This is a genomic window from Fulvivirga sedimenti (assembly GCF_020328055.1).
Map to the genome: position 1 here is coordinate 786682 of NZ_JAIXNE010000003.1, position 25216 is coordinate 811897.

Annotated in this window: 17 protein-coding genes and 1 tRNA gene; 10 read left to right on the forward strand and 8 right to left on the reverse strand. The window is 45.8% G+C overall.

Features of this window, described 5'->3' with window-relative positions; all coding sequences use genetic code 11:
• Positions 1-136: 136 nt before the first annotated feature.
• Genes hisG through hisF form a run of 7 tightly spaced genes read left to right on the forward strand, consistent with a single transcriptional unit; the run spans position 137 to position 6494 of the window.
• On the forward strand, positions 137-997 hold the full coding sequence (hisG, locus tag LDX50_RS15805) for an ATP phosphoribosyltransferase (protein WP_225698275.1): 861 nt from the start codon (positions 137-139) through the stop codon (positions 995-997).
• Complete coding sequence (gene hisD, locus LDX50_RS15810) at positions 997-2295, forward strand: histidinol dehydrogenase (RefSeq protein WP_225698276.1); 1299 nt, start codon at positions 997-999, stop codon at positions 2293-2295. The genes hisG and hisD overlap by 1 nt, the downstream gene beginning before the upstream one ends.
• Entirely contained in the window at positions 2285-3316 is a 1032-nt protein-coding gene (hisC, locus tag LDX50_RS15815) for a histidinol-phosphate transaminase (protein WP_225698277.1), read from the forward strand. Before hisD ends, hisC begins: the two co-directional genes overlap by 11 nt.
• Positions 3317-3318: 2 nt before the next feature.
• Positions 3319-4440 carry a bifunctional histidinol-phosphatase/imidazoleglycerol-phosphate dehydratase HisB gene (gene hisB / locus LDX50_RS15820; RefSeq protein ID WP_225698278.1) on the forward strand — a complete coding sequence of 374 codons (1122 nt, stop codon included), beginning with the start codon at positions 3319-3321 and terminating at the stop codon, positions 4438-4440.
• Positions 4440-5027 carry an imidazole glycerol phosphate synthase subunit HisH gene (hisH, locus tag LDX50_RS15825; protein ID WP_225698279.1) on the forward strand — a complete coding sequence of 196 codons (588 nt, stop codon included), beginning with the start codon at positions 4440-4442 and terminating at the stop codon, positions 5025-5027. The genes hisB and hisH overlap by 1 nt, the downstream gene beginning before the upstream one ends.
• Positions 5024-5746, forward strand: coding sequence for a 1-(5-phosphoribosyl)-5-[(5-phosphoribosylamino)methylideneamino]imidazole-4-carboxamide isomerase (gene hisA / locus LDX50_RS15830; RefSeq protein WP_225698280.1), 723 nt, complete (start codon positions 5024-5026; stop codon positions 5744-5746). Before hisH ends, hisA begins: the two co-directional genes overlap by 4 nt.
• Complete coding sequence (hisF, locus tag LDX50_RS15835) at positions 5739-6494, forward strand: imidazole glycerol phosphate synthase subunit HisF (RefSeq protein WP_225698281.1); 756 nt, start codon at positions 5739-5741, stop codon at positions 6492-6494. The genes hisA and hisF overlap by 8 nt, the downstream gene beginning before the upstream one ends.
• 197 nt (positions 6495-6691) lie before the next feature.
• Here hisF and LDX50_RS15840 read toward each other — a convergent pair.
• From LDX50_RS15840 to LDX50_RS15855, 4 genes are all read right to left on the reverse strand, one after another.
• A tRNA-Cys gene (locus LDX50_RS15840) sits at positions 6692-6765 on the reverse strand.
• Between the two features lie 154 nt (positions 6766-6919).
• Entirely contained in the window at positions 6920-8941 is a 2022-nt protein-coding gene (gene rpsA / locus LDX50_RS15845; RefSeq protein ID WP_225698282.1) for a 30S ribosomal protein S1, read from the reverse strand.
• 199 nt (positions 8942-9140) lie between these two features.
• The gene (locus LDX50_RS15850) at positions 9141-10502 is read right to left on the reverse strand and encodes a TolC family protein (protein WP_225698283.1); all 1362 of its coding nucleotides are present in this window, start codon (positions 10500-10502) and stop codon (positions 9141-9143) included.
• Positions 10502-11194 carry an ABC transporter ATP-binding protein gene (locus LDX50_RS15855; RefSeq protein WP_225698284.1) on the reverse strand — a complete coding sequence of 231 codons (693 nt, stop codon included), beginning with the start codon at positions 11192-11194 and terminating at the stop codon, positions 10502-10504. Before LDX50_RS15855 ends, LDX50_RS15850 begins: the two co-directional genes overlap by 1 nt.
• Positions 11195-11436: 242 nt before the next feature.
• Here LDX50_RS15855 and LDX50_RS15860 point away from each other — a divergent pair, with 242 nt between their 5' ends.
• The 3 genes from LDX50_RS15860 to leuS all read left to right on the forward strand — a co-directional run bounded on the left by LDX50_RS15860 (position 11437) and on the right by leuS (position 18209).
• Positions 11437-12645: a serine hydrolase domain-containing protein gene (locus tag LDX50_RS15860; RefSeq protein ID WP_225698285.1), complete on the forward strand. Its 1209-nt coding sequence runs from the start codon at positions 11437-11439 to the stop codon at positions 12643-12645.
• A 115-nt stretch (positions 12646-12760) separates the two neighbouring features.
• Complete coding sequence (locus tag LDX50_RS15865) at positions 12761-15226, forward strand: zinc-dependent metalloprotease (RefSeq protein ID WP_225698286.1); 2466 nt, start codon at positions 12761-12763, stop codon at positions 15224-15226.
• A gap of 214 nt (positions 15227-15440) precedes the next feature.
• Positions 15441-18209 carry a leucine--tRNA ligase gene (leuS, locus tag LDX50_RS15870; protein WP_225698287.1) on the forward strand — a complete coding sequence of 923 codons (2769 nt, stop codon included), beginning with the start codon at positions 15441-15443 and terminating at the stop codon, positions 18207-18209.
• Positions 18210-18271: 62 nt separating this feature from the next.
• Here the strand turns inward: leuS and LDX50_RS15875 are convergent, their stop codons facing one another.
• The 4 genes from LDX50_RS15875 to LDX50_RS15890 are packed head-to-tail and all read right to left on the reverse strand — an operon-like array spanning position 18272 to position 25109.
• The gene (locus LDX50_RS15875; RefSeq protein ID WP_225698288.1) at positions 18272-20677 is read right to left on the reverse strand and encodes an ABC transporter permease; all 2406 of its coding nucleotides are present in this window, start codon (positions 20675-20677) and stop codon (positions 18272-18274) included.
• 41 nt (positions 20678-20718) lie between these two features.
• Positions 20719-23094, reverse strand: coding sequence for an ABC transporter permease (locus LDX50_RS15880; protein WP_225698289.1), 2376 nt, complete (start codon positions 23092-23094; stop codon positions 20719-20721).
• A 50-nt stretch (positions 23095-23144) separates the two neighbouring features.
• Complete coding sequence (locus LDX50_RS15885) at positions 23145-23834, reverse strand: ABC transporter ATP-binding protein (protein WP_225698290.1); 690 nt, start codon at positions 23832-23834, stop codon at positions 23145-23147.
• 24 nt (positions 23835-23858) lie between these two features.
• Positions 23859-25109, reverse strand: coding sequence for an efflux RND transporter periplasmic adaptor subunit (locus LDX50_RS15890; protein WP_225698291.1), 1251 nt, complete (start codon positions 25107-25109; stop codon positions 23859-23861).
• Positions 25110-25216 lie beyond the last annotated feature (107 nt).

The following is a 25216-nucleotide window of genomic DNA, read 5'->3' on the forward strand; positions in this document are numbered from 1 at the left end:
TGAAATTTAACGCTGTACATCATATCCATCATCATTCAGTCGCAACCTGAAAAGCGTGGTGGAAAGATTATGCGTAAAACATAAGAAAAGGCCTGCCATGCGGTGGGCCTTTTTTATTTACAACGAATTAAACTAAATGAATACAATGCTTCGTATCGCTGTACAGAAATCAGGGAGATTACAGGAAAAGTCGATTAAATTACTCTCAGAATGCGGACTGAATTTCAGTAACGGAACCAACCGGCTCAAAGCCGTATCGTACAATTTTCCGGCAGAAATCCTCTTCCTTCGTGACGACGACATCCCCCAATATGTGGAGGACCAGGTAGCGGATATCGGTATCGTCGGGGAGAATGTCTACGCGGAAAAAGGTAAGGCAGTTGACCTGGTGCAACGCCTGAATTTTGCGAAATGCCGTCTGAGTATCGCCGTTCCTAAAGGAACACACTATTCAGGTCTTGCAGACCTTGCCGGTAAGCGTATCGCCACTACCTACCCCAACATCGTTCGCAAGTTTTTATCCGAAAAGGGAATCTCATCCGATATACACGAAATCAGCGGATCTGTAGAAATAGCACCGGGAATTGGCCTGGCTGAAGCTATTTGTGATATCGTAAGCACGGGAAGCACTCTTCTAAGTAACGGACTGAAGGAAGTTGAAACCGTAATGAAGAGTGAGGCAGTAATGATCGCAAATCCAAACCTGGATGATGAGCGGCAAAAAATTCTTGATCAGCTGATCTTCCGGATCAAGTCGGTAAACACCGCAAGAAATAATAAATACCTCCTGCTGAATGCCCCGAATTCAGCTATAGAGGCAATTACCGCCATTCTCCCTGGCATGAAAAGTCCGACTATCACCCCGCTGGGCATGGAAGGCTGGTCTTCCCTGCACTCAGTAGTAAACGAAGATGATTTCTGGGATATCATCGATCAGCTGAAATCGCTCGGTGCCCAGGGAATTCTGGTAATTCCAATTGAAAAAATGATTATCTGATGAATCTGAATATCAGCAAATATCCCCAACTATCAGAATGGGAGTCGCTCTTCAAGCGCCCCACGCTCAATGTCACAAACCTGTTCAGTACGGTTCAGGAAATTCTGGATGAGGTTAAAAGCAATGGAGATCAGGCGTTGCGCCAATACACGGAAAGGTTTGACGGAGTGTCCGTTCAGGATATACAGGTTTCTGAACAGGAAATCAGTGATTCTGAAACCCGGTTAAGTGAGAAACTGAAAAATGCCATCCGTCAGGCAGCCGCAAATATTGAATTATTCCACAAGGCTCAAAGAACCGAACCCCTTTTCGTGGAAACCATGCCTGGAATCCGCTGCTGGCGAAAGGCAATTCCTATTCAGAAAGTCGGACTCTACATTCCGGGAGGCACGGCCCCTTTATTTTCAAGTGTCCTCATGTTGGGTATTCCGGCAAAAATTGCCGGCTGCAGGGAAATTGTTCTTTGCTCCCCTCCGGATAAAACAGGAAATATTAATCCGGCCATTCTCTTCGCTGCCAAAATTATAGGTATTACCACCATTATCAAGGCGGGAGGAGCTCAGGCTATTGCAGCCATGGCATATGGTACGAAGAGTGTTCCCCGAACCGACAAGATATTTGGCCCTGGAAATCAATTTGTAACAGCCGCCAAGCAACTCATTAGTTTGTCGGGAACCGCTATCGACATGCCCGCCGGTCCTTCAGAAGTAGCTGTAATCGCCGATGAAACAGCCAACCCCGCCTACGTTGCTGCGGACCTCCTCTCACAGGCTGAGCATGGCCGGGACAGCCAGGTAATTCTTTTCACAAACTCAGAATCGCTGGTTGACGACATACACACGGAAATTGACCGTCAGTTGGAACAACTTCCAAGAAAGGAAATGGCCGCCGAAAGTCTTGGCAATAGCCGCGTGATTCTCACAAAAACCATTGAGGAAGCAATGGAAATGAGTAATGCCTACGCGCCTGAACATCTGATCCTGGCAACAAAAGATGCTGAAGAACTCGCGGAAAAGGTCGTGAATGCAGGCTCTGTTTTCGTAGGGCATTATACGCCTGAATCTGCAGGGGACTATGCCTCCGGCACCAATCATACCCTTCCTACAAATGGCACCGCACGAGCCTATAGCGGTGTTTCGCTGGATAGTTATATGAAAATGGTGACATTCCAGGCCATTTCAGAAGAAGGAATTGAATTACTCGGTGACACCATCGAGGAAATGGCTGCCGCTGAACAGCTCGACGCCCACAAAAATGCCGTATCCATTAGACGAAAAAAATCATACAATGGAGCTTGATGACCTCATACGACCCAATATCCTGGCGATGAAGCCATATAGCTCCGCCCGGGATGAATTTAGCGGACAGGCAGGGATATTCCTGGATGCCAATGAAAATCCCAACGAAACGGGACTTAACAGGTACCCCGACCCCTATCAGAAAGAAATCAAAAGAAAACTTTCCGCACTTAAAGGGGTGGCCGAAAACCGGATTTTTCTCGGTAATGGAAGCGACGAACCCATCGACCTGCTGATCCGGATATTTTGCAGGCCCGGAGTGGACTCCATTCTGATTTTGGATCCCACCTATGGCATGTATCAGGTGGCGGCGGCTGTTAATGATGTGACGGTCATTAAGGCACCGCTAACGGAGAACTTTGAACTGGATCCGGAAACGGTACTCAGTCAAATCCAACGCGATACAAAGATCATCTTTCTCTGCAGTCCGAATAACCCAAGCGGAAACCTGCTTTCTAAAACGGCCATGCAGAGAATCATGGGTAACTTCACCGGCATTGTGGTTGTAGATGAGGCTTATATTGATTTTACAGATGATCCAGGCTTCATAGATGAGCTGGATAAATATCCACACCTGGTAGTTCTTCAGACATTTTCGAAAGCCTGGGGTATGGCCGGTCTGCGTGTAGGAATGGCGTTTGCTTCAGAACGGATAATCCAATTACTCAATAAGGTAAAGCCACCTTACAACATCAATATTCTGAGTCAGCAGAAAATCCTCAATGCGCTCGAAAATCCGGAAAATGTAAAAACTGCAATGACTGAAATTATTTCGCAGCGGAGCTGGCTGAGGGAACACCTGGCAAACCATCCCTCGGTCGAGAAAATATATCCGAGTGACAGTAATTTCCTGTTGATAAGATTCAGAGACGCACAAAAAATATTCCGGGAGTTACTAAGCCTTCAAATCATTACAAGAGATCGTTCTTCGGTGCTCCACGGCTCCAATTGCCTGCGAATTACTGTTGGAACACCGGAAGAAAACAAGAAATTAGTAGAAGCATTATTTGAAATGACGTGATAATGGAGAAACTATTATTTATAGACCGCGACGGCACTATCATTCTGGAACCGGAAGATGAACAGATCGACAGCCTGGAAAAACTCGAATTTTTTCCGGGAGCCATCACAGGACTTCAACGCCTCGCTGCATCCGGTCAATTCAGTTTGATAATGGTGAGCAACCAGGACGGACTGGGAACCGATTCATTTCCGGAAGATACCTTCTGGCCGGCGCATACTAAAATGTTAAAAACCCTCAACGGGGAGGGTGTTCACTTCAGCAGTATTCATATCGATCCGTCATTACCGGCCGAAAATAGCCGAAACAGAAAGCCCAATACAGGAATGCTTGAATCCTACCTGGAGAATGGATTCGATAAATCTTCCAGCTACGTGATCGGGGACCGCCTTTCTGATGTGATGCTGGCCAAAAACATGGGCTGCAAGGCCATTTTAATCAATGATGGCAGTATGAAGCCCCAGCTTGAAACAGATGGACTTATGGAGATCTGTTCGCTCATTACCACCTCATGGCAGGAAATCACTTCTTTTCTTCTTTCACCTTCGCGAAAAGCATTCGTAAAACGGACAACCAATGAAACCGATATTGAAATCTCATTGAATCTGGACGGTACAGGCAAGAGTTCGATATCAACGGGTCTGGGATTCTTTGATCATATGCTTGATCAGCTGGCACGTCATGGATCTGTAGACCTTAATATTTCCGTGAAGGGAGATTTACATATCGATGAACACCATACCATAGAGGATACCGCACTTGCACTCGGTAGTTGTTTTGAAAAGGCATTGGGTGATAAACGCGGCATCCAGCGTTATGGATTTCTGCTTCCAATGGATGATTGCCTGGCCCAGGTGGCCATTGATTTCGGTGGTCGGCCGTGGCTGGAATGGGACGCGGAATTTAAGCGGGAGAAAATCGGGGAAATGCCTACAGAGATGTTCATGCATTTCTTTAAATCATTTTCTGATACTTCACGCTGTAATTTGAATATCCGCGCAGAGGGAAATAACGAGCACCACAAAATAGAAGCAATCTTTAAAGGGTTTGCTAAGGCCATAAAAATGGCCATACGGAAAGACCCTGAAAGTATGCAATTGCCATCCACAAAAGGAGTCTTATAATGGATATCGCTATCGTTCAATATAACGCCGGAAATACCCAATCGGTCATTAATGCCCTGAACCGGCTGGGTGTGGAACCACGTCTCACTCATGATGCCGAAGAACTGCGAAAAGCCGATAAAATAATTTTCCCGGGTGTGGGTGAAGCGGGTTCCACCATGAGGCACCTGAAATCCATGGGGCTCGATCAGGTCCTGCCTACCATTAAGCAGCCGTTCCTGGGAATTTGCCTGGGAATGCAACTGATGTGCCGGCACTCCGAAGAGAATGACACGGAATGCCTGGGAATGTTCGACCTCGAGGTTAAGCGATTCATCCCTGCCCGTCACGAAAAAGTACCTCATATGGGATGGAATAACCTGGAGCTTAGGGCAGACAAGTCTATTTATGAAAACATGGAGGATCTGCATGTGTATTTCGTACACAGCTACTATGTTCCCGTATCAGAATTCACAACTGCCAGGTCAAATTATATACACCCCTTTTCTGCGGGAATTCATCGTGACAATTTTCACGCCGTTCAGTTTCATCCGGAAAAATCAGGTGCTCAGGGTCAGAAAATTCTTGAAAACTTTCTTAAGCTATGAGAATTATTCCAGCTATTGATATCATCGATGGTAAATGCGTCCGCCTCTCACAAGGCGATTACAGTCAGAAAACTGTTTATGCCGACGACCCCCTCGAAGTAGCGCGTCAGTTTCAGGGTGCAGGATTAAAGTACCTTCACCTGGTAGACCTTGACGGGGCCAAATCAGGTGGCATAGTTAACTGGAAGGTGTTGGAATCCATTACCAGTAAAACGGATTTAATCGTGGATTTTGGGGGCGGGATCAAGAAGGGTGAAGACATTAAAATTGCACTGAATGCCGGCGCCACACAGGTTACCTGCGGAAGCATCGCTGTTAAAAATCCGGCGATCGTTTATCAGTGGCTTGAAAATTACGGTCCGAATAAATTAATCCTGGGGGCAGATGTAAACAACGGAATGATTGCTGTACATGGCTGGACAGAAAAAACGACCCTGTCCATAGAAGACCTGATCCACTCCTACATTGCCCAGGGAATGGATTATGTGATCTGCACCGACATCGCCACTGACGGAATGCTGAAGGGACCTAATTTCAAACTTTACAATGATATTCTGGAGATCTTCCCCCATATTCATCTTATCGCCAGCGGTGGAGTGACTACCATGGATGACCTGTTGAAACTGAAGGAGAACGGACTTGAAGGTGCGATCGTGGGAAAAGCCATTTACGAAGGAAAAATATCATTAAAGGACCTAGCAACATTTCAGGATGCTTAAGAAAAGAATTATACCGTGTCTCGATATTAGGGACGGCCGTACGGTCAAGGGAGTAAATTTTGTCAATATCCGTGACGCCGGAGACCCCGTGGAACTGGGCGCATTCTACGCGGATCAGGGCGCCGACGAACTGGTATTCCTCGATATTACTGCAACACACGAGGGGCGCAAGACTTTTGTAGAACTGGTTAAGGATATCGCCCGTCACCTGAATATTCCCTTTACGGTAGGCGGTGGCATCAGCTCGGTAGAGGATGTTTCACCCCTGCTTAAGGCAGGGGCCGACAAAGTCTCGATCAATTCATCAGCGGTAAAGCGGCCGGAATTAATCGATGAACTTGTGCAGGCATTCGGCAGTCAGTGCATCGTCGTAGCAATCGACGCCCGATTCACCGAGGGTAAGTGGATTGTTTATACCCATGGGGGAAGGAAGCCTACGGATAAGGAATTGTTTAGCTGGGCCAAAGAAGTTGAACAGCGGGGCGCTGGTGAGATTTTATTTACCAGCATGGACCACGATGGTACCAAAGAAGGATTTGCCACAGAGGCGCTTAAAACATTATCGGAGCAGGTGAATATTCCGGTGATTGCAAGTGGCGGTGCAGGAACTATGGAGCACTTCACTGATGTGTTTAAAGACAATTGTGCCGATGCTGCACTGGCGGCCAGCATTTTTCATTTTAAGGAAATTGCCATCCCTGATTTGAAACGTTATCTGCAACAACAAAATATTCCGGTTAGAATCTGATGAAAAGAAATAATGTGCTTTCATTTATGTTAAGTGCATTGATACTTTGCTTACTGCACTTCGGTTTTTATTCCATAATTCCACGTCTCGAACCCAACTGGGCAAAATCCTTACTTTTTGGCATATTAATGGGCCTGGTCTTTCTCTGGATTCAGCATAAAAACAAAAAACCCGGATCAACAGACCCGGGTTCATGATGGAGGCGCTGAGCGGATTCGAACCGCTGTAAAAGGTTTTGCAGACCTCTGCCTAGCCACTCGGCCACAGCGCCATCTTTACAGGCGCAAAACTATGCATAATCACTTTTACCTCAAAGATAAAGATGGAAATGTTTCAGGCATGCCACATTTATATGTCGAGGAGCACGTAAAAGAAAAAAGGCACCGAAATTCGGTGCCCTTTTTATTGTATGATGTTTCGACTTCTTAAGCTTCGCTTTCTTCTTCAGAAGCATCATCTTCCTTCTTGGCTGCCTTCTTGGCTTTGGGAGCTTCTTCTTCATCAGCCTTCTCAGCTTCAGCCGCTTTACGCGCCTTCTTGATCTTGGCTTCTGCTTCACCTTCCATCTGCTCTTTCAGCGCACTTAGTGCCTCAAGATCACCTAATGTAGATTTCTCAACATCAGGGGTTGTCTTGTTGGAAGCTCCACCGGCCGGACGAGCAGTTTTCTTCGCAGGCTTAGGTGCTTCTTCAGCTTTGCCGTATACCGCTTTATGTGAAAGAAGAATACGCTTGTCATCTTTAGAGAATTCCATCACTTTGAATTCCAGTGTTTCACCGGGCTTCGCTTTGGATCCATCCTCTTTCTCGATGTTCTTCATGGTTGCGAATCCTTCGATACCGTAAGGCAGTTCAAGAACCGCTCCTTTTTCATTCACATTGATCACAGTACACTTATGTACAGATCCCGGGGTGAATACAGTTTCGAATGTATCCCATGGGTTCTCCTCAAGATGCTTGTGGCTCAGTGCCAATCGACGGTTGTCAACATCCAGTTCAAGAACAACCACTTCCATTTCATCACCCACTTTCACGAATTCCGAAGGATGCTTAATCTTCTTGGTCCAGCTAAGATCTGAAACGTGAACCAATCCGTCAATTCCCTCTTCCAGTTCAATGAACAGGCCGAAGTTAGTCAGGTTGCGAACGATACCTTTGTGGCGTGTTCCAACCGCATATTTAGTAAGCACATCCTGCTTGTTCCAGGGATCTTCTGTAAGCTGCTTAATGCCAAGTGACATTTTGCGTTCTTCCTTATCAAGGGTAAGTACTACTGCTTCCAGTTCATCTCCAATGTTGATGAAGTCCTGAGGATTCCGCAGGTGCTGTGACCATGACATTTCCGAAACGTGAATCAGTCCTTCAACACCTGGCTGAATTTCGAGGAACGCACCGTAATCTGCAACGTTTACAATCTTGCCTTTAACCTTGCTTCCTACTTCAAGCTCTGCAGGAAGTGAATCCCACGGATGAGCAGTCAGCTGCTTCATGCCAAGTGAAATACGCTTCTTGTCTTCGTCGAAGTCAAGAACTACCACCTTCACTGTTTCATCAAGATTCAATACCTCTTCAGGGTGATTGATTCGTCCCCATGAGATATCTGTAATGTGCAACAGGCCATCAACGCCACCCAAATCGATAAATACACCGAAGTTGGTCATGTTCTTAATGGTTCCTTCAAGAACCTGTCCTTTTTCAAGGTTGTTCAGGATCTCAGCTTTCTGCTGCTCAAGATCTTTCTCAATCAGTACCTTGTGAGAAACAACCACGTTGTCGTTAGAGTAGTTAATCTTAACTACCTTCACTTCCATCGCCTTACCCACAAATACATCAAAATCACGGATAGGCTTCACATCAATCTGTGAACCCGGAAGGAATGCTTCCACTCCGTAGATATCCACGATGAGACCACCCTTGGTTCTGCGCTTCACAAAGCCTTCAATCACCAGGTCATTCTCATACGCTTCCTTAATTTTTTCCCATGCCTGAACGATCTTCGCCTTTCTGCGTGAAAGTACGAGCTGACCGTTTGCATTTTCCTGCTCTTCGATGAATACCTCTACAGTATCGCCTACTTTCAGGTTTGGCAGGTCACGGAATTCCGTAGCAGATACCAGTCCGTCTGATTTGAACCCAATGTTAAGGATCACATCACGGTCGTTGATTCCAACTACTGTTCCGGAAACCAATTCCTTTTCTTCAATGGTAGTCAATGTATTATCATACATCGCTTCCATTTCTTCACGCTTCTTGCGGGAATACCCTTCACCAAATCCTTTGGTTTCAAATGCTTCCCAATCGAATTCCTCAGAATCCTGTGCAGCGCTGGCCGGAGCCTCAGTTGCAGCTTTCTCAGCTTTTTTCTCTTCAGCTACTACCTCGGTTGCGGTAGTCTCTTCAGCCTGGTTCTGCTCGAGCTCCTCGGCTTTTTTGTTTTCTTCTGCCATAATAAGTTAAAAACGCCCTTAAATACATGTTTTACCCGGGCTGTGTAAAACACATTTGGTTTAAATAATCCTCTTCCGAAAATGGAAAAGACCCTTTCACCTGAAAGGGAGCGCAAAATTAATAAAATTATTAGTCAAATCCCACAAAAAAGATCCCGACAATATCTGCCGGGATCTCAGAGTTGGTTGATTGGTTTTTTTAATTTGCCGGGATATCATCCGTATCCAGCGTACCCAGTGTAAACTGCAGTAAAATATCCTGGAACAGCAAGACATATTTCGCCTGGGCATGGGCTCCCTTTGCAGCCACATAATCGGCATTTGCCTGTGTATACTCTACAAAACTCGACGCCTGCAGACGGTACCGCTCCTCCTGCAATTGAAGATTCAGTTCGGCAGCCTCCAGCTGAACCTGGGTTACTTCAAAATTTGTCAGGGCATCCTGCAAGTTCTGATGTGCATTGAGCACCTCCAGCTTTGCTGTATTCTCCAACTGCCGGGTCTCCAGCTGAGCATTCTGATAATTTACCCTGGCGCGCACCACCTGATTCCTGTTTTGTAATCCCTGGAATATGGGAATAGAAATGGCTAATCCATATGTATTATACCTGTTATCATTGAAAAATTGCTGATTAAAATCCCTTGAAACACTGTCCGGGGTACCCACAATCTGGTTAAAGGCCGATCCATAGTTAAAGAATGCCGACAGCTGTGGATAATACCGACCGCGCTGAGCACCAAGGCCATACCGGGCAGATTCTTCACTGGCACGAACTTGAAGAAGATCACGTCGCTGTTCAAGTGCAATTTCATATAAAGAATCACGCTGATATTTTTCAAAGGCAAAATCGGAAAGCTCCCAGGTCGGATCAACCACGTCAAAGGTGAGGCTTGGATCCAGCTGCAATAACTGTGAAAGTGTAGCCTTACTGTTGCGCAATTTAATTTCTGCCTGAAGCACGTTAAGCTCCGAATTCTTTAGCTGGTAGCGCTGGTTTACCAGGTCCACTTCTGCACGGCTTCCGGCATTAACCAGTTCACTCATCTGCCTGTAAACTTCCTGCTGGTTCACCAGGTTTTCCTGAGCAATAAGCACAAGCTGCTTGTCAAGCAGACATCGCAGGTATTGATTTGATACATCACGGATCACTTGCTGCCTCGTACGTGTGACCAGATGGGCCTGCGATTCCAGGGCACTGCTCGCCTGTTTGGTTTGCTTCAATCGGTTAAACCCGTTGAAAAGCGGCATATTCATATTGACTGATCCATTCATGAAATCGAGTTGTCCGTTCACCACACGCCCCTCCTGCTGGTTAAAGGAGTTACCGTCATTGCGGCCATAGTTTCCGGTGATCGCAACAGTCGGCGCCATTTGTGCATAACTGGAGGATTTGTCTGACTGGAAAATATCCAGCCGATTCGATTCCTGACGCAAACTGATGTTATTCTCGAGCGCGATAGTTACCGCATCCGATAAATGAAGGAATTGAAGGGTATCCTGCGCATAAACGGCACTCGCAAGAAAAGACAATAGTATACCGAATAATGTTCTCATCTTCATCACGCCTGATTTTGTATAGAAGAAACCTGATCAGATACAACCTGACCGTCCACCAATCGAATAGTTCGCTTGCCATAGGATGCACACCGCTCCGAATGCGTTACCTGGAGAATGGTCATTCCCTCGTCGTTCAGCTTTTTAAAGATCTCCATGATCTCGTCACCCTGCTCCGAATGAAGGTTTCCTGTGGGCTCATCGGCAAGCAACAGCTTTGGCTGGCCGACTATCGCACGTGCAATGCCCACGAGCTGCTGCTGACCGCCTGAAAGCTGCTCGGGAAAAAGATCTTTTTTTGCCACCATCTGGAATCGATCGAGCATTTCAGCCACCATGCTCTTCCGCTCAGCACTTTTCACCCCCTTGTATAGCAGAGGCGTTTCAATGTTTTCATATACCGTTAGTTCATCAATGAGGTGATACGCTTGAAAAATGAAGCCGATATGATGCTTATGCATCTCAGATTTCTGACGTTCCTTCAACTTATGCACCGGGTTATCCAGGAAATAGAATTCACCGGCACTGGGCTCATCGAGCATTCCAATGATGTTCATAAGGGTTGACTTTCCTGCACCACTTGGCCCCATGATCGTGACAAACTCCCCCTGCTGTATATCAAGATCAATACCCTTTAAAATAAATGTGCGCTGATATTTCGAATCGACATATTTATCAAGGTCTCTCAGTTTTATCATTTTCGTTTGATTAAATTATTGCAATGCACTTAATCACTTGCCAATTGTATGCCAAGCGCCTCAAGACGTTTAAACCGCCTTTTTACTCATTTTGATTGTCCGAAATTGAATGGAGGTGTCCGATTTCAGACACTTTCAGGCATGTATGTGCATTTGATAAATATTAATTAGATTCGCAGGGATTGAATGGAAAGGGAGCATAAAATCAGGTGAAGGGTAAAAGGCAAATCTGGGTTTTGCTGATGATAACCGGGATGGCTGTCGCTGCAGCTCTTTTCTGGTATGCTCGCCTTAATGCCGAACCTGATATTGAAGAAGAAGTTCTGATCGTTCCCCCGAGAACATCTCCACCGGTAAATCCCCATCAGGAACAACTCATTAACGATTTCGAACGTTTTATTGACAGCCTTCGCACAGAAAGGGACATCCCCGCTATTGCGGTTGCCATCGTACGTAAGGGTCAGCCGATCTACATTAACGCGATGGGGCACAAAACGAACCATACCAATGACGCAGTAAATCTTAAAACAAAATTCCGGCTTGCCTCCGTTTCCAAAGGATTTACATCCATACTTGTGAGTAAAATGGTTCAGGAGGGAGTCATATCCTGGGAGGATCCCATACATTATTATTTGACAGATTTTCGGCCTGAACCATTCAGCTATTCCGATTCCATCACCATTCGCAACATCATCTCCCAAACCAGCGGCTTTCCGTACCAGGCATATTCGAATCTCATTGAGGATGGTTGGACACTCCCGGAAATGATCAATGCACTTGCGGAATTAAAAGTGGCAACGAAGCCCGGAACACAATACAGCTACCAAAATGTTGCTTACAGCATCATTGAACCGATTCTTGAACGCCAGACAGGAAGGGAATTTCCGAAACTGCTGAATACCTATTTATTCGGTCCGCTTCAAATGGAAAATGCCTCGGCTGAATTTGAGGATATGAAAGATTCCCCAAACGCCGCAAAGCCACACAGGAGAACACGTTATTCCTATATTCCTGTCCAGCTCTCCTCTTCCTATTACAATACAGCCGCCGCAGGCGGGGTGAATGCCAGCATCGAAGATATGGCCAAATACCTGCAAATGCTTCTCGGGGATCACCAGGAAGCGGTGGATTCTTCGGTTCTTGATGAAGTCTTTGAACCACGCATCATCACTCCGCTCCTGAATCGTTACTACAGAAAATGGCTTCGCGCACGCAGGGCATATTACGGACTGGGATGGCGGATTCTTCCTCTGGAAAATGATACAATTGTCTACCATGGCGGTTATGCCAATGGCTTCAAAAGTCACATTGCTCTCGACAGGGATGACGAGGTCGCCATCTGTATTCTTTCAAATTCATCAGACAACCTGGTCAATGAAGCCGGACCCTATTTTTTTCACCTCTACTATGAATACAGAGATGCAATAAACCTCTGGGACAAGAATCCCTGATAATACAATCCTTTTCCTCCACCATTCATATAATTTTACAGCAGTTTGTCATTAAAGCACCACGTAACTCGTTGTCATTGGGGACTTTTAAGGTTCCATTAAAAGTACTCAACCTATGCAACGAATATTTACTTTACTACTTGTTCTCCTGCTGATTTCCCCTGCAGGGTTCGGACAAAAAAAGAAGAAGAAAAAAGACAAGGATGCCCCGGCAGCCGAGGCACCAAAAAAGAAAAATGATTCTCCTTTCAAACCCTACAGCGAAATCGTTACTAAAGATGCGATCACCGATGAAGGATTGTTTACTACCCACAAGGTAAAAGATAATTACTACTTCGAAATCTCTGATTCCCTGATGGAACGCGAAATCCTGGTTATCAGCCGGATTTCAGGTACCGTTGAGAATCTCAATTTCGGTGGTGCGGGTATGAAGGCACGCGGACAGCAGGTAATTCGCTGGCAGCGAAAAGACAACCAGCTGCTGCTACGCTCCGTTTCCCACAACAGTGTAGCAAGCGAAGAAACACCAATCTATCAGTCTGTTCGAAATAATAATTTTGAGCCGGTTATTGCCACTTTTGACATCAAGGCTTTATCTAAGGATTCCGCCGCGTATGTGATCGATGTCGCCGACCTGTTTACATCAGACGTAGAAATGATCGGTGCGTTGAACGATAACCAAAGAAAGCAATTCCAGGTTCGGGGAGTCGACAAGAAACGCTCATTGATCATGTCATGGAAAAGCTTTCCCCTGAATACAGAGGTTCGCCATATTCTTACCTACAATGCCGGCAACCCTCCTGCAAACGGAAATACCGGTACACTCAGTATAGAAATGAACCAAAGCATGGTACTGCTGCCCAAAAAACCTATGACGCCCAGACTATACGATGAGCGTGTAGGGTTTTTCTCGGTTTCTCAGATAGACTACGGACTCGATGAGCAAAAAGCCACCCAGCGACGTTACATCACACGCTGGAGACTGGAGCCGTCAGATCTTGAAGCTTACAAAAGAGGTGAACTCGTAGAGCCTAAGAAACAAATAGTCTACTATATTGACCCGGCAACTCCTACCAAGTGGAGACCCTACATCAAGCAAGGGATCGAAGATTGGCAAAAGGCATTTGAAGCCGCCGGTTTCAAAAACGCCATCATCGCGAAGGATCCTCCTACCAAGGAAGAAGATCCTGACTGGAGTCCGGAAGATGTTCGCTACTCAGTGGTGCGCTACACAGCAAACCCGATCCAAAATGCGCAGGGACCTCACGTTCATGACCCGCGATCCGGCGAAATCATCGAAAGTGATATCATATGGTATCACAACGTTATGAATCTGCTTAGAAACTGGTACTTCGTTCAAACTGCAGCAGTTAATGAGAAAGCCCGCAAGGTGAAGTTTGATGATGCCGTAATGGGTGATCTGATCCGTTTTGTTTCCGCACACGAAGTAGGACACACACTGGGTTTCCCCCACAACATGGGAGGCAGCTATTCTTACCCTGTTGATTCACTGAGGTCACCTTCATTCACAGCACGCATGGGAACAGCACCTTCGATTATGGATTATGCCCGTTTCAACTATGTTGCTCAGCCCGGAGATAATGCAGCGCTGTACCCTCAGATCGGTGTTTACGACAAGTGGGCTGTGAAATGGGGTTATACATATTTCCCGGAAACCACAGATCCCGACTCTGAAGAAGCAACCCTGGACGGTTGGGTGAAAGAACACTCGGGCGATCAGATGTACTGGTATGGACGACAAACTTTCAACCCTGTTGACCCAAGGGCGCAAACGGAAGATCTTGGAAATGATGCCATGCTTTCAAGCTCCTACGGAGTGGCTAATCTTAAGCGAATTGTTCCTAATCTTATTGAATGGACAACAACAGAAGGCAAGAATTACGATGACCTTAATGAGATTTACGGTCAGGTGATTGGGCAGTGGAACCGATACAACGGCCACGTGCGGAACAACATCGGCGGATTGTACGAGACCTTCAAAACTGCCGACCAGGATGGAGCAGTATATGAATTTGTTCCGAAGGAAAAACAAAAGAGAGCCATGACGTGGTTGCAGGAAAATACCTTTGCAACACCAACCTGGATGCTTGAACGCGACATTATCGATCGTATTGAAGGCGTAGGATCAGTTGAGCGCATCAGTAATGCACAGGAAAATACACTGAACCAGGTGCTGGATCCTGCACGTCTCGAACGTATGTTTGAAAATGAGGCAATGAATGGTTCAGATGCCTATACACCGATTGAAATGATGAGCGATTTGCGCAATGGAATCTGGTCTGAACTAAGATCCGGAAGCACTATCGATATCTATCGCCGTAACCTGCAGCGTGCCTATATCGCGCGTATGCACTACCTGATGACCGAAGAGCCTTCAGGACGCTTTGGCGGATCTGTTGATATGGAAAAATCAGATATTCGTCCGCTGGTACGTGCTGAGTTAAAAACTCTCCGCACACAGGTTCGGAACGGGTTGAACCGGACTACAGACCGGTTAAGCCGTTACCACCTGGAAGACGCGATCGAAAGGATTGATATGATTCTGGATCCTAACAATTGATTCAGAACAGAAAATGATTAGGAAGGAAGGAAGGTCCGGCAAACGCCGGACCTTTTTTATTCCTGCCAATACAAAGATAACAACCCGCTTTTCCGCGTTCCCATTTCTCAACAGCATGTGAATTCAGACTGCGTAGATTCGATTATCCCGAATCCTACCACCAATTTGATCTGAATTATGTTAATTTTGCACCTTCATAATCTGAATACAACTGATGGCGATATATCAATTCAAAGAGACTGAAGCAAAGTGGCGCAAGTATTGGGCAGATAACGAAATCTATAAAACATCCAATACCAGCAAAAAACCAAAGTTCTATGCACTGGATATGTTTCCGTATCCTTCCGGAGCAGGATTGCATGTAGGACATCCACTCGGCTATATCGCATCGGATATTGTAAGCCGCTTCAAGCGCCTGAAGGGATACAATGTACTGCACCCGATGGGTTTCGATTCTTTCGGCCTTCCCGCTGAACAATATGCCATCCAGACAGGACAGCATCCCGCAGTTACCACAGCCAATAATATTGAACGATACAAAGAACAGCTACAGCAGCTTGGCTTTTCATTCGACTGGAGCCGTGAGGTTCAGACCAGTGATCCGTCTTTCTACAAATGGACACAGTGGATCTTTATGCAGCTCTTCAACAGCTGGTATGATAACGACCTTGATAAAGCCAGGCCGATAAATGATCTGCTTGATCACTTCTCAGTACACGGGAATTCAGGGATCAATGCTGTTTGCGACGAAGACACCCCGGAATTTACGGCTGCCGAATGGAAGGCATTCTCTGGTAATGAACAGGGGAAAATGCTCCTGAAATACCGGCTGGCATACCTGGCCGATATGGTCGTGAACTGGTGTCCCGCACTGGGCACAGTACTGTCCAATGACGAGGTTAAGGATGGTTTCTCAGAGCGTGGAGGACACCCCGTGGAGCGTAAAAAAATGATGCAGTGGATGATGCGTATCACCGCTTATGCAGAAAGATTGTTGAACGGACTGGATGTGGTCGACTGGCCTGAACCATTGAAAGAGATGCAGCGTAACTGGATTGGACGGTCGGAAGGCGCTGAACTCGATTTCAACCTGAAGGGCCACGATGAAAAAATCCGGGTTTTCACTACCCGTATCGATACGATTTACGGAGTAACCTTCCTGGTCCTCGCACCTGAAAGCGACCTGGTTGAACAGATCACCACAGTAGAACAGAAAGAAATCGTTGCCAGCTACGTTGAGCAGGCTAAAAACCGGTCGGAACGCGAACGAATGATGGATGTAAAAACAGTTACAGGTGTTTTTACCGGCGCCTATGCTATTCATCCATTCTCAGGAGAAGAAATTCCTGTGTGGATCGCAGATTATGTCCTGGCAGGTTACGGAACAGGCGCAGTGATGGCCGTACCCGCGGGTGATCAGCGGGACTATGATTTTGCCAAACATTTCAGCCTGCCCATCATCCCAATCAATGATTCAGCTGATATTTCTGAGGCGGCCGATGCCACCAAGGAAGGAACCGTCATCAATTCCGGATTCCTGAATGGTTTGTCACCATTGGAAGCCATGAAAAAAGGCATTGAAGAAGTAGAAAAACGAGGTATCGGAGTAGGCAAGATTAATTTCAGGATGCGGGATGCGATCTTTACCCGCCAGCGTTATTGGGGAGAGCCGCTGCCGGTTTACTTTAAAGACGGCCTGCCCTACCTCCTGGGTGAGGACCAGCTTCCCCTCGTACTTCCGGAAGTTGATAAATACCTGCCGACTGAAGAGGGTGAACCTCCCCTCGCTCGTGCTGCCAGTTGGGAAACATCCGAAGGATTTCCCTATGAACAAAGTACCATGCCCGGGTGGGCCGGCTCCAGCTGGTATTTCTTCCGGTACATGGATGCCCATAACAATGATCGTTTTGTTGGGAAAGAAGCCCAGGAATACTGGGACAGTGTAGACCTCTACATAGGGGGTTCAGAACACGCAACGGGCCACCTCTTGTATTCACGCTTCTGGACAAAGTTCCTGTTCGACATGGGTCTTGTAACCGTGGATGAGCCTTTTAAAAAGCTGATCAACCAGGGTATGATCCAGGGACGGTCGAATTTGGTTTACCGCATTAAGGAATCAGACACCTTCGTTACTTATCAGAGACGGCACGAATACGATACCATACCGATGCATGTGGATGTAAACATCGTTCACAACGACGAGCTCGATATGGAAGCCTTTAAAAAATGGCGCCCTGAATTAGCCAATGCTGAGTTCATTCCCGAAAACGACAAATTCATGTGCGGACATGAAGTGGAGAAGATGTCCAAGAGCAAGTATAATGTGGTTAATCCGGATGATATTATAGAACGATACGGTGCCGATACACTTCGCATGTACGAGATGTTCCTTGGTCCGCTTGAGCAGTCAAAGCCCTGGAATACCAATGGTATCGACGGGGTGTTCAAGTTCCTTCGTAAACTCTGGAACCTGTTCCATGATGATGCAGATCAGTTTGTTGTCTCAGATGCCCAGCCAACTGAGGCGGAACAAAAAATCATTCACCGCACTATCAAAAAAGCCCAGGAAGACATTGAACGCTATTCCTTTAATACTTCGGTAAGTGAATTCATGATTTGTGTAAATGAGCTGACATCACTAAAATGCAATAAAAGGGAGGTACTGGAAAAACTAGTCATCATTTTAGCTCCTTATGCCCCTCATATTGCAGAGGAACTCTGGCACAGACTGGGACATACTACTACAGTGAATGACGCCGAATATCCGGCTTATGATGAAAAATTCCTGAAGGAGGACTCATATGAATATCCGGTATCCGTAAATGGTAAAATGCGCGCCAAAATGCTATTTCCGGTCGATATGCCGACAGATCAGATTCAGGCCGAGGTATTGGCGTCTGAAGCAATTCAAAAATGGCTCGAAGGCAAATCCCCCAGAAAGGTTATCATAGTACCTAATAAGATAGTGAATGTCGTAGTTTAAAAGCCCCTCCCCCGTTACTCATCTTCACATCAATAATGAGAAACGGGGGAAGAGTTTTATTATTATTCGTATCTCAGCGACTTGATGGGGTTTGCACTGGCCGCGAAATAGGAAATTATGCTTACCGTAATGTAAGCGATGGCTATTGAGATCAGACCCGCAATCAGGAAAACCCCCACCCCGAGTTCGATACGCAACGGAAATTCCGAGAGCCATTCCTGCATAAAGTAATATGCCGGAAATATGGCGAGCACGAACGCAATTACAACGAACTTGATAAACTGGATTGACATTTTATTGGTAATATCCCAGACAGAAGCGCCCATCACCTTCCGAACTCCAATTTCCTTGGTCCGCTGTTCGGCAATGAACGATGCCAGTCCGAATAACCCCAAACACGCGATGGCGATAGCGATGGCGGTAAATATGGTAAAGACACTGCCCAGTCGCTGTTCCTCACGGAACAGGTTATCAAAATCCTGATCAAGGAAGGAATATTCAACCGGCTCTTCCGGTGCGAGCCCCGCCCACTTTTCTTCAACGAGGTTCACAAGGTTTTCAGCATTGCCGGTATATCTGACGTACATGGTCGAATTGTCACGGGAAAACAGTAGCAGCAACGGACGAATTGGGGTTTTGATGGTTTCGAAATTAAAATCCTTCATCACGCCTATCACCTGAAGTGACACGGGTTCGTCTCCGTTAAAACTCATGATACGCTCTTCCAGCGGATTTGCAAATCCAAATTCCTTTACCGCAGCCTCATTCATGATAATGGCCAGCGAATCCGATGGAAAATCCTTCGAGAAATATCTGCCCTCAACCATTTCAATGCCCAGTGTGGATGCAAATGTTTCATCTGTAAAGAAGGTTCCGCAAATATGATCGTAGTCACTTCCCTGAGCCCTGAAAATCGTCGTATTATTCACACCCGGCAGTTCATTGTTCGAGAAACTAACCTGCTCCACTACCGTATTTGCCATCAATTCATTCTTGAATACGTCGGCATTATCGGCAAGTCTTCCCACATTTTCGATAATCATCACCTTGTCCTTATCAAAGCCCAGCTTTTCATTTTGCATAAACGTTATTTGGCGGAATACCACTGCTGTACAGATGATGAGAACAATTGAGATCCAGAACTGGAAAGTGACCAGGAAACTGCGGATTTTTCCTCCCCGAACCCCTTTTAGTTTCCCTTTCAGCGTTTCAGCGACATCGAATGAAGTAAGGTAGAAAGCCGGATAGGATCCTGCGAGAAATCCAATAATCAACATAAGCGATACCATGATGACAACCATGGTTGGCGTAAAGAGTGAGGCAAGTGCCATTTCCTTACCCGAAAGCTGATTAAAATAAGTAAGTAAGCCCGAAGCTATTGCGATGGCCAGGATAGTAGAAAGAGCGCTGTAGAGCACAGATTCTGAAATAAACTGTCCAACAAGTGACTGTCGGAGTGATCCCATCGTTTTACGTAAACCAACTTCTTTCGCCCGGTTGGCATACTTGGCAGTCGACAGGTTCATGAAATTTATGGCTGCGATGACCAGTATGAAAAGGCCGATGGCTCCCAGAATGTACACATATTTAATATCACCTACCGGAACAGGTTCATCGGTTAATGTGGAATAGAGATGAACACGCTCCATCGGAAATGAAAAATATTCGTATATGCTACCTTCCGCCTCCATTTCTGCCAGCGTCTTACCCATGAATTCCTTCAGGATAGGTGAAACGTTCTTATCAATTATCGGGCGGAGCTTTTCGTCAACCACGTCTGCACTAGCCCCTTCACGAAGCACGTAATATCCGAGGAAACTATTACTCAGCCATGCCCCCTGTTTAGGATTCATCCATTCAAAGGAATCCATGGAAAGCAAAATCTCAAACGGGATTTGTGTATTGGAGGGAATGTCTTCAATAACCCCGCTAACCACGTATTCCAGTTTATCATTTCCGATCAGAAGTGTTTGGTTCAATGCGGGCGCATCGCCAAAGTACTTCTCTGCTATTGAACGCGTGAGAACCATCTTATTAGGGCCGGTTAGTGCACCTTCAGGATTTCCCTCTACAAATGGCAGCTGAAAGACCTGGAAAAATCCCGAATCAGCGGCATAAACCTGGCGCTCAGTATAAATTATATCCGATTTTCTGAAGACCCATTCTCCGAATTGAAACAAACGGGTAGCTTCCTCCACCTCCGGAATCTCCGTTTCAAGCGTATAAGGTATTTGTGAATTGGTAGATGTTGTATACAGCTCCTGCCCTGCCAGCTTTCCATGAAGATTGAGGCGGTAAATCCGTTCAATATTCGGATAAAACTTATCATAGCTGAGCTCATCAGCAATGTACATGGCAATGAACAGACATGCCGTTATTCCCAGGGTAAGTCCGAACATATTAATGATTGCGAAGAATTTGTGCTTCGCCATATTCCGGAATGCGACTTTAAAGAAATTCCTGATCATGATTGTTGTTGTTGAGTTTTTGAGTATTTGAGTTTTTGTTGTTATTCGCTTCTCAGTGATTCGACCGGATTCACTGATGCTGCTTTAAACACTTTGCCAGTTACAGTGACAAGTGCGACGACTACGAGTATCAGACTTCCAATGAACATCGAACCCGCATTTGGAGACGCATAATGCTCCCAGATCATAGACAGCAGTCCATCCACCAGAAAGTAAGACGTTACACAACCAAGTACGACCGATGCTAGAACGATAATCATGAAGGGTTTATTTAGCTTCATAATTAGGCTCGGAACCGAGGCGCCCACTACTTTCCGCACCCCGATCTCCTTGGTACGCTTGAGCAAATTCAGGGAAATCATGGCATACAGTCCTGTGACCGAAAGGATAAGAGCCACGACGCCCAGAAAAGTAAAGATGGTAACAATATTCCTGTTCACTACCTTTTCCTCGGCCATCTCATCATTCATATATACCCCGTTGTAAATCCTGAAAGGAAACAGCTTACTATATTCCTCTCCAAGGATCTCATGAGCCTTTATCATATTCTCAGGTGACGTTTTCAAAACAATTCTTTGAAAATCTTCCTTTTTAGCTGGCCGGAAAAGTATTGGTTCAACGGGTCCCCACAATGCATTGGTAAACGTGTTCTCCACTACTCCAACGATGTAAAGTGATACCGAGTCATTCCACATGATCCTCTGACCAATTGGATTCTGAATATTGAATTCCTTTAAGAACATTTCATTCGCGACCACCGACTCATTCATATCCGTTTCAGAATCTTCCCTAAATCCACGGCCCTCAAGGACTTCTATGTCCATGATATCGAAATAGTCGTGCCCTACCCTATAGGCTTCAACCTGGTATTCCTCGTCATTTAAATCGATAGTCATACCACCTGTATAGGAAAGAATATGCTGTTCCGTTCCTGCGATTTGATCAATTTCCTCATAGGAACGGAGAGCGTTGGAAAGGTTTTCATATTCCTGCCCATTGTTCACATAGGTGTAGATGATTTGATCTCTGTTAAACCCGAGATCAAAATTCTCCTGAAATTTCGCATTATGGATGAAAACAAATGCCGCAACTATGGCTATCAGGGAAATACTCAATTGCAATGAAAGAAGCACTTTACTCAACACGGTATTCCCTCCGAACTTCACTGTCCCACGAAGAATTGGAGTCGCTTCGAAACTGCTCACAAAGTAGCTGGGATAGCTGCCGGCAATTAATCCTACGAGAAGAATCAGGATAAACATGAAAAGCAGTAAGTCCCGGTTTTCCAGGTAGTCAATTCGAAGGGTAACAAAATCCCACATAGAATTGTAATAGGGAATTATGAGTTCCGCAATCATAATTCCAACAAAGAGTGCAAACAGGCACAGCACCATGTTTTCAAGAATGAATTGAAACATGAGTTGCTTCCTCAAACCTCCCATTACTTTACGCAGTCCGATTTCCTTTAGCCTTCTGCCCGACATCGCAATGGATGTATTTGTATAATTGAAACAGGCCAGCAGCATCAGAAGCAGTGCCATCACCATAGGGCCTACTATTGCTGCGGCAGGAACACCCCGTGTCAGCCACATGGACCATATTTCGGAGTTCTGCCCGCGGTCGGCCATGCCGTCAAGTGGCATCAATTCAAACCGCAGGAGTTTAAAATCCTCCCGTGCTTCATTTTGTTCGGGAATGATCTTATTCATCTCCGCTTCCACCAACGCCATCTTTGATGGATCTTTCAGGCGTACGAATGTAGTAGACCAGTAATTCCACATTTGATCATACAGGTCTTTTACCACATAACGGTAATTATCCATCGGGGCGATCGCCTCTACAAATTCAAGACTTGAGTTTTCAGGCAGATCTTTTATGACCGCTATTACCGTATAAGGCTTGGGTTGATCATCCACGATATGTTCTACCGTCTGACCGATAGGATCTGAATTGCCAAAATACTTCAAAGCAGCCTCCTCAGTAATCACAATTTCCGGCCCTTCGAAATCACGAATCCCGCCTTTTAGTATTTCAAAACTGAACACATTGAATACTGAAGGATCCGCAAATAGTATATTGGTCTCTAGGACTTCCTCTTTGATCTTCACCGATCCATATGCTGGAATAATCCGCACGATCTCATCGATGGCGGATGTCTCAGGGTCCATAAATTCAGAAAACTTAAGGGGAGTAATTCCATAAGGTTGTTCTCCGTCGTTATAATCCCTCACAGAAACTACGTGATAGATTTCATCGAAATGCTCCTGGTCTCTGTCAAACTTATTATTAAAGTCATAATTCAGATAGGCAATGATACAGGTTGCAATAGCTGTACCCATTCCCAGGGTATTGATGATCACGTAGGACTTATTCTTTAGAAGGCTGCGGAATGCAATCTTGATGTAATTCCTGAACATACTATTGTTGTTTTGAGCTTTTACTGACCTTGAAGCACTTTTTCAATCCATCAGATATGAAATTGCTCCTTAATATTCTCCGTTACTACCTTACCATCGAACAGGTTAATGATCCTGTGCGCGTAATTGGCATCATAGGGTGAGTGCGTTACCATGATGATGGTTGTTCCTTCCTCGTTGAGTTCTGCAAGGAGCTTCATAACTTCCTCTCCGTTCGCACTGTCGAGGTTTCCCGTTGGTTCATCGGCAAGGATCACCTTAGGCTTTGCTACAATCGCACGTGCGATAGCCACGCGCTGCTGCTGTCCACCAGACAACTGCTGCGGGAAGTGATTTCTACGGTGCATAATGTTCATGCGTTCCAGTACTTCTTCCACTCTTCTTTTCCGGTCGGCAGAGGGCACCTTCAAATACAGGAGGGGCAACTCCACATTTTCAAAGACAGTGAGCTCATCGATAAGGTTAAAGCTCTGAAATACAAACCCTATTGATCCCTTACGAAGTTGCGCCCGCTGACGTTCACTGTAATTACTCACCTCGTGCTCACCAAAATGATACTTGCCATCAGAAGGATTATCCAGCAGTCCCAGGATGTTCAACAAGGTAGACTTACCGCATCCCGAAGGTCCCATAATGGCCACAAATTCACCATCCTTAATTTCAACATTGATGTTGTTCAGTGCAGTTGTTTCCACTTCGTCGGTGGTGTATACTTTCTGCAGGTTCTCGATTTTAATCATGATTATTTTAGTTGTTGTTATTACTTATTTTAAAATTAAAACTTCACTGTCTCCGAAGTTGTCGTACGATGAGGTAATTACCTTATCTCCGGGCTCCAGACCCTCCAGTACTTCAAAGAATTCTGTATTCTTACGGCCAAGTCGTATGTTCCTGCGCTCAGCCTGTGTTTCGTCTTCATTTACTACGAAGACCCAGTTTCCGCCTGAATCTTTGTAAAAGCCACCAACCGGCAACAATAGCTCTTCCGACGATTGCCCGAGTTCAATCCGCAGACGAACCGATTGTCCTCTGCGAATCCGTTCAGGAATCTCGCCTGTGAATTCCATATCTACTTCAAATCGTCCATTGGTGATGGTTGGATACAGATATGTGATTACCAGTTCATAGTCCGTACGATTGAACGGAGCCGTGGCTTTCAGGCCTTTCGAAATTCTTGGAAGGTACAATTCATCGATAGGGGTACGTACTTTGTAGGCGCCCACCTTGTCGATCTGACCGAGCCGCTGTCCGGGATTTACAGCCATTCCCTCAAATAATTGGGGAGTAGATAGCTGTCCGTCAATCGGGGACCGTATCACCAGGTTATCCAGAATCTGCCCTACCCCATCGAGACTTGCCGACATCCGGCGCTCCGATTCATTCAGCTGCACGAGCTGGCGCATCCTTGAAATTGAGTCATTCTTATAACTGGAATAGGTGATCTCTTTTCTCTTAAGATTGTACAGAAAATCGGCCTCGGTTCGTTCGAACTCCTGCTTGGAGATCAGCTTTTTTTCATACAACATCTTCTGACGCTCATACTGAGGTTCGAGTTTGGCCAGTTCATTTTCGATCTGTGCCAGGGTTTGCTGCTGTTGCAGATCATTCTGCTCAAGGGAAAGACGGGTTTGCCGAACCCGGTTGATGCTTTCGTTCAAACTGGCTTCCTGGCTGAGTACACTTAATTCGCGGTTAAGGTTGGTCAGTTCAAGAATGATATCCCCCTTTGCCAGCATGGCACCACTTTCAGCATGCACCTTTTTAATAGTACCGCCTTCAATGGCATCGAGGTAAAAGGTTACGGCAGGCTCCACTGTTCCGGTCTGAGGTATGTAGTCCTGGAAAACGCCGCGTCTGACTTCCTGTATTGTAATTTTCTCACGCTCCACGTTAAGCTTCTGGCGGCGATCAGCCCAGCCGAGCTGGTAAATAATAAGCGCAACAATAAGTATTCCTCCAGCTACCAGGGCGATGCGCTGTAAAGTCCACTTCTTCTTTTTAATCTGTCTGTCCATGCAATAGAAAATAAATTCTTCACTTACTGATTGCCAACAAGTGTGCCAATACTCAAGAATTGCCTGTATGAGCAAATTTGAGCATTATCGACGTTCAGTACCGTTCA

Bases quoted from the DNA above. Each gene is read 5' to 3' on its own strand.
- hisG (WP_225698275.1), top strand. From the start codon at position 137: ATGAATACAATGCTTCGTATCGCTGTACAGAAATCAGGGAGATTACAG.
- hisD (WP_225698276.1), top strand. From the start codon at position 997: ATGAATCTGAATATCAGCAAATATCCCCAACTATCAGAATGGGAGTCG.
- hisC (WP_225698277.1), top strand. From the start codon at position 2,285: ATGGAGCTTGATGACCTCATACGACCCAATATCCTGGCGATGAAGCCA.
- hisB (WP_225698278.1), top strand. From the start codon at position 3,319: ATGGAGAAACTATTATTTATAGACCGCGACGGCACTATCATTCTGGAA.
- hisH (WP_225698279.1), top strand. From the start codon at position 4,440: ATGGATATCGCTATCGTTCAATATAACGCCGGAAATACCCAATCGGTC.
- hisA (WP_225698280.1), top strand. From the start codon at position 5,024: ATGAGAATTATTCCAGCTATTGATATCATCGATGGTAAATGCGTCCGC.
- hisF (WP_225698281.1), top strand. From the start codon at position 5,739: ATGCTTAAGAAAAGAATTATACCGTGTCTCGATATTAGGGACGGCCGT.
- rpsA (WP_225698282.1), bottom strand. From the start codon at position 8,941: ATGGCAGAAGAAAACAAAAAAGCCGAGGAGCTCGAGCAGAACCAGGCT.
- LDX50_RS15850 (WP_225698283.1), bottom strand. From the start codon at position 10,502: ATGAAGATGAGAACATTATTCGGTATACTATTGTCTTTTCTTGCGAGT.
- LDX50_RS15855 (WP_225698284.1), bottom strand. From the start codon at position 11,194: ATGATAAAACTGAGAGACCTTGATAAATATGTCGATTCGAAATATCAG.
- LDX50_RS15860 (WP_225698285.1), top strand. From the start codon at position 11,437: ATGATAACCGGGATGGCTGTCGCTGCAGCTCTTTTCTGGTATGCTCGC.
- LDX50_RS15865 (WP_225698286.1), top strand. From the start codon at position 12,761: ATGCAACGAATATTTACTTTACTACTTGTTCTCCTGCTGATTTCCCCT.
- leuS (WP_225698287.1), top strand. From the start codon at position 15,441: ATGGCGATATATCAATTCAAAGAGACTGAAGCAAAGTGGCGCAAGTAT.
- LDX50_RS15875 (WP_225698288.1), bottom strand. From the start codon at position 20,677: ATGATCAGGAATTTCTTTAAAGTCGCATTCCGGAATATGGCGAAGCAC.
- LDX50_RS15880 (WP_225698289.1), bottom strand. From the start codon at position 23,094: ATGTTCAGGAATTACATCAAGATTGCATTCCGCAGCCTTCTAAAGAAT.
- LDX50_RS15885 (WP_225698290.1), bottom strand. From the start codon at position 23,834: ATGATTAAAATCGAGAACCTGCAGAAAGTATACACCACCGACGAAGTG.
- LDX50_RS15890 (WP_225698291.1), bottom strand. From the start codon at position 25,109: ATGGACAGACAGATTAAAAAGAAGAAGTGGACTTTACAGCGCATCGCC.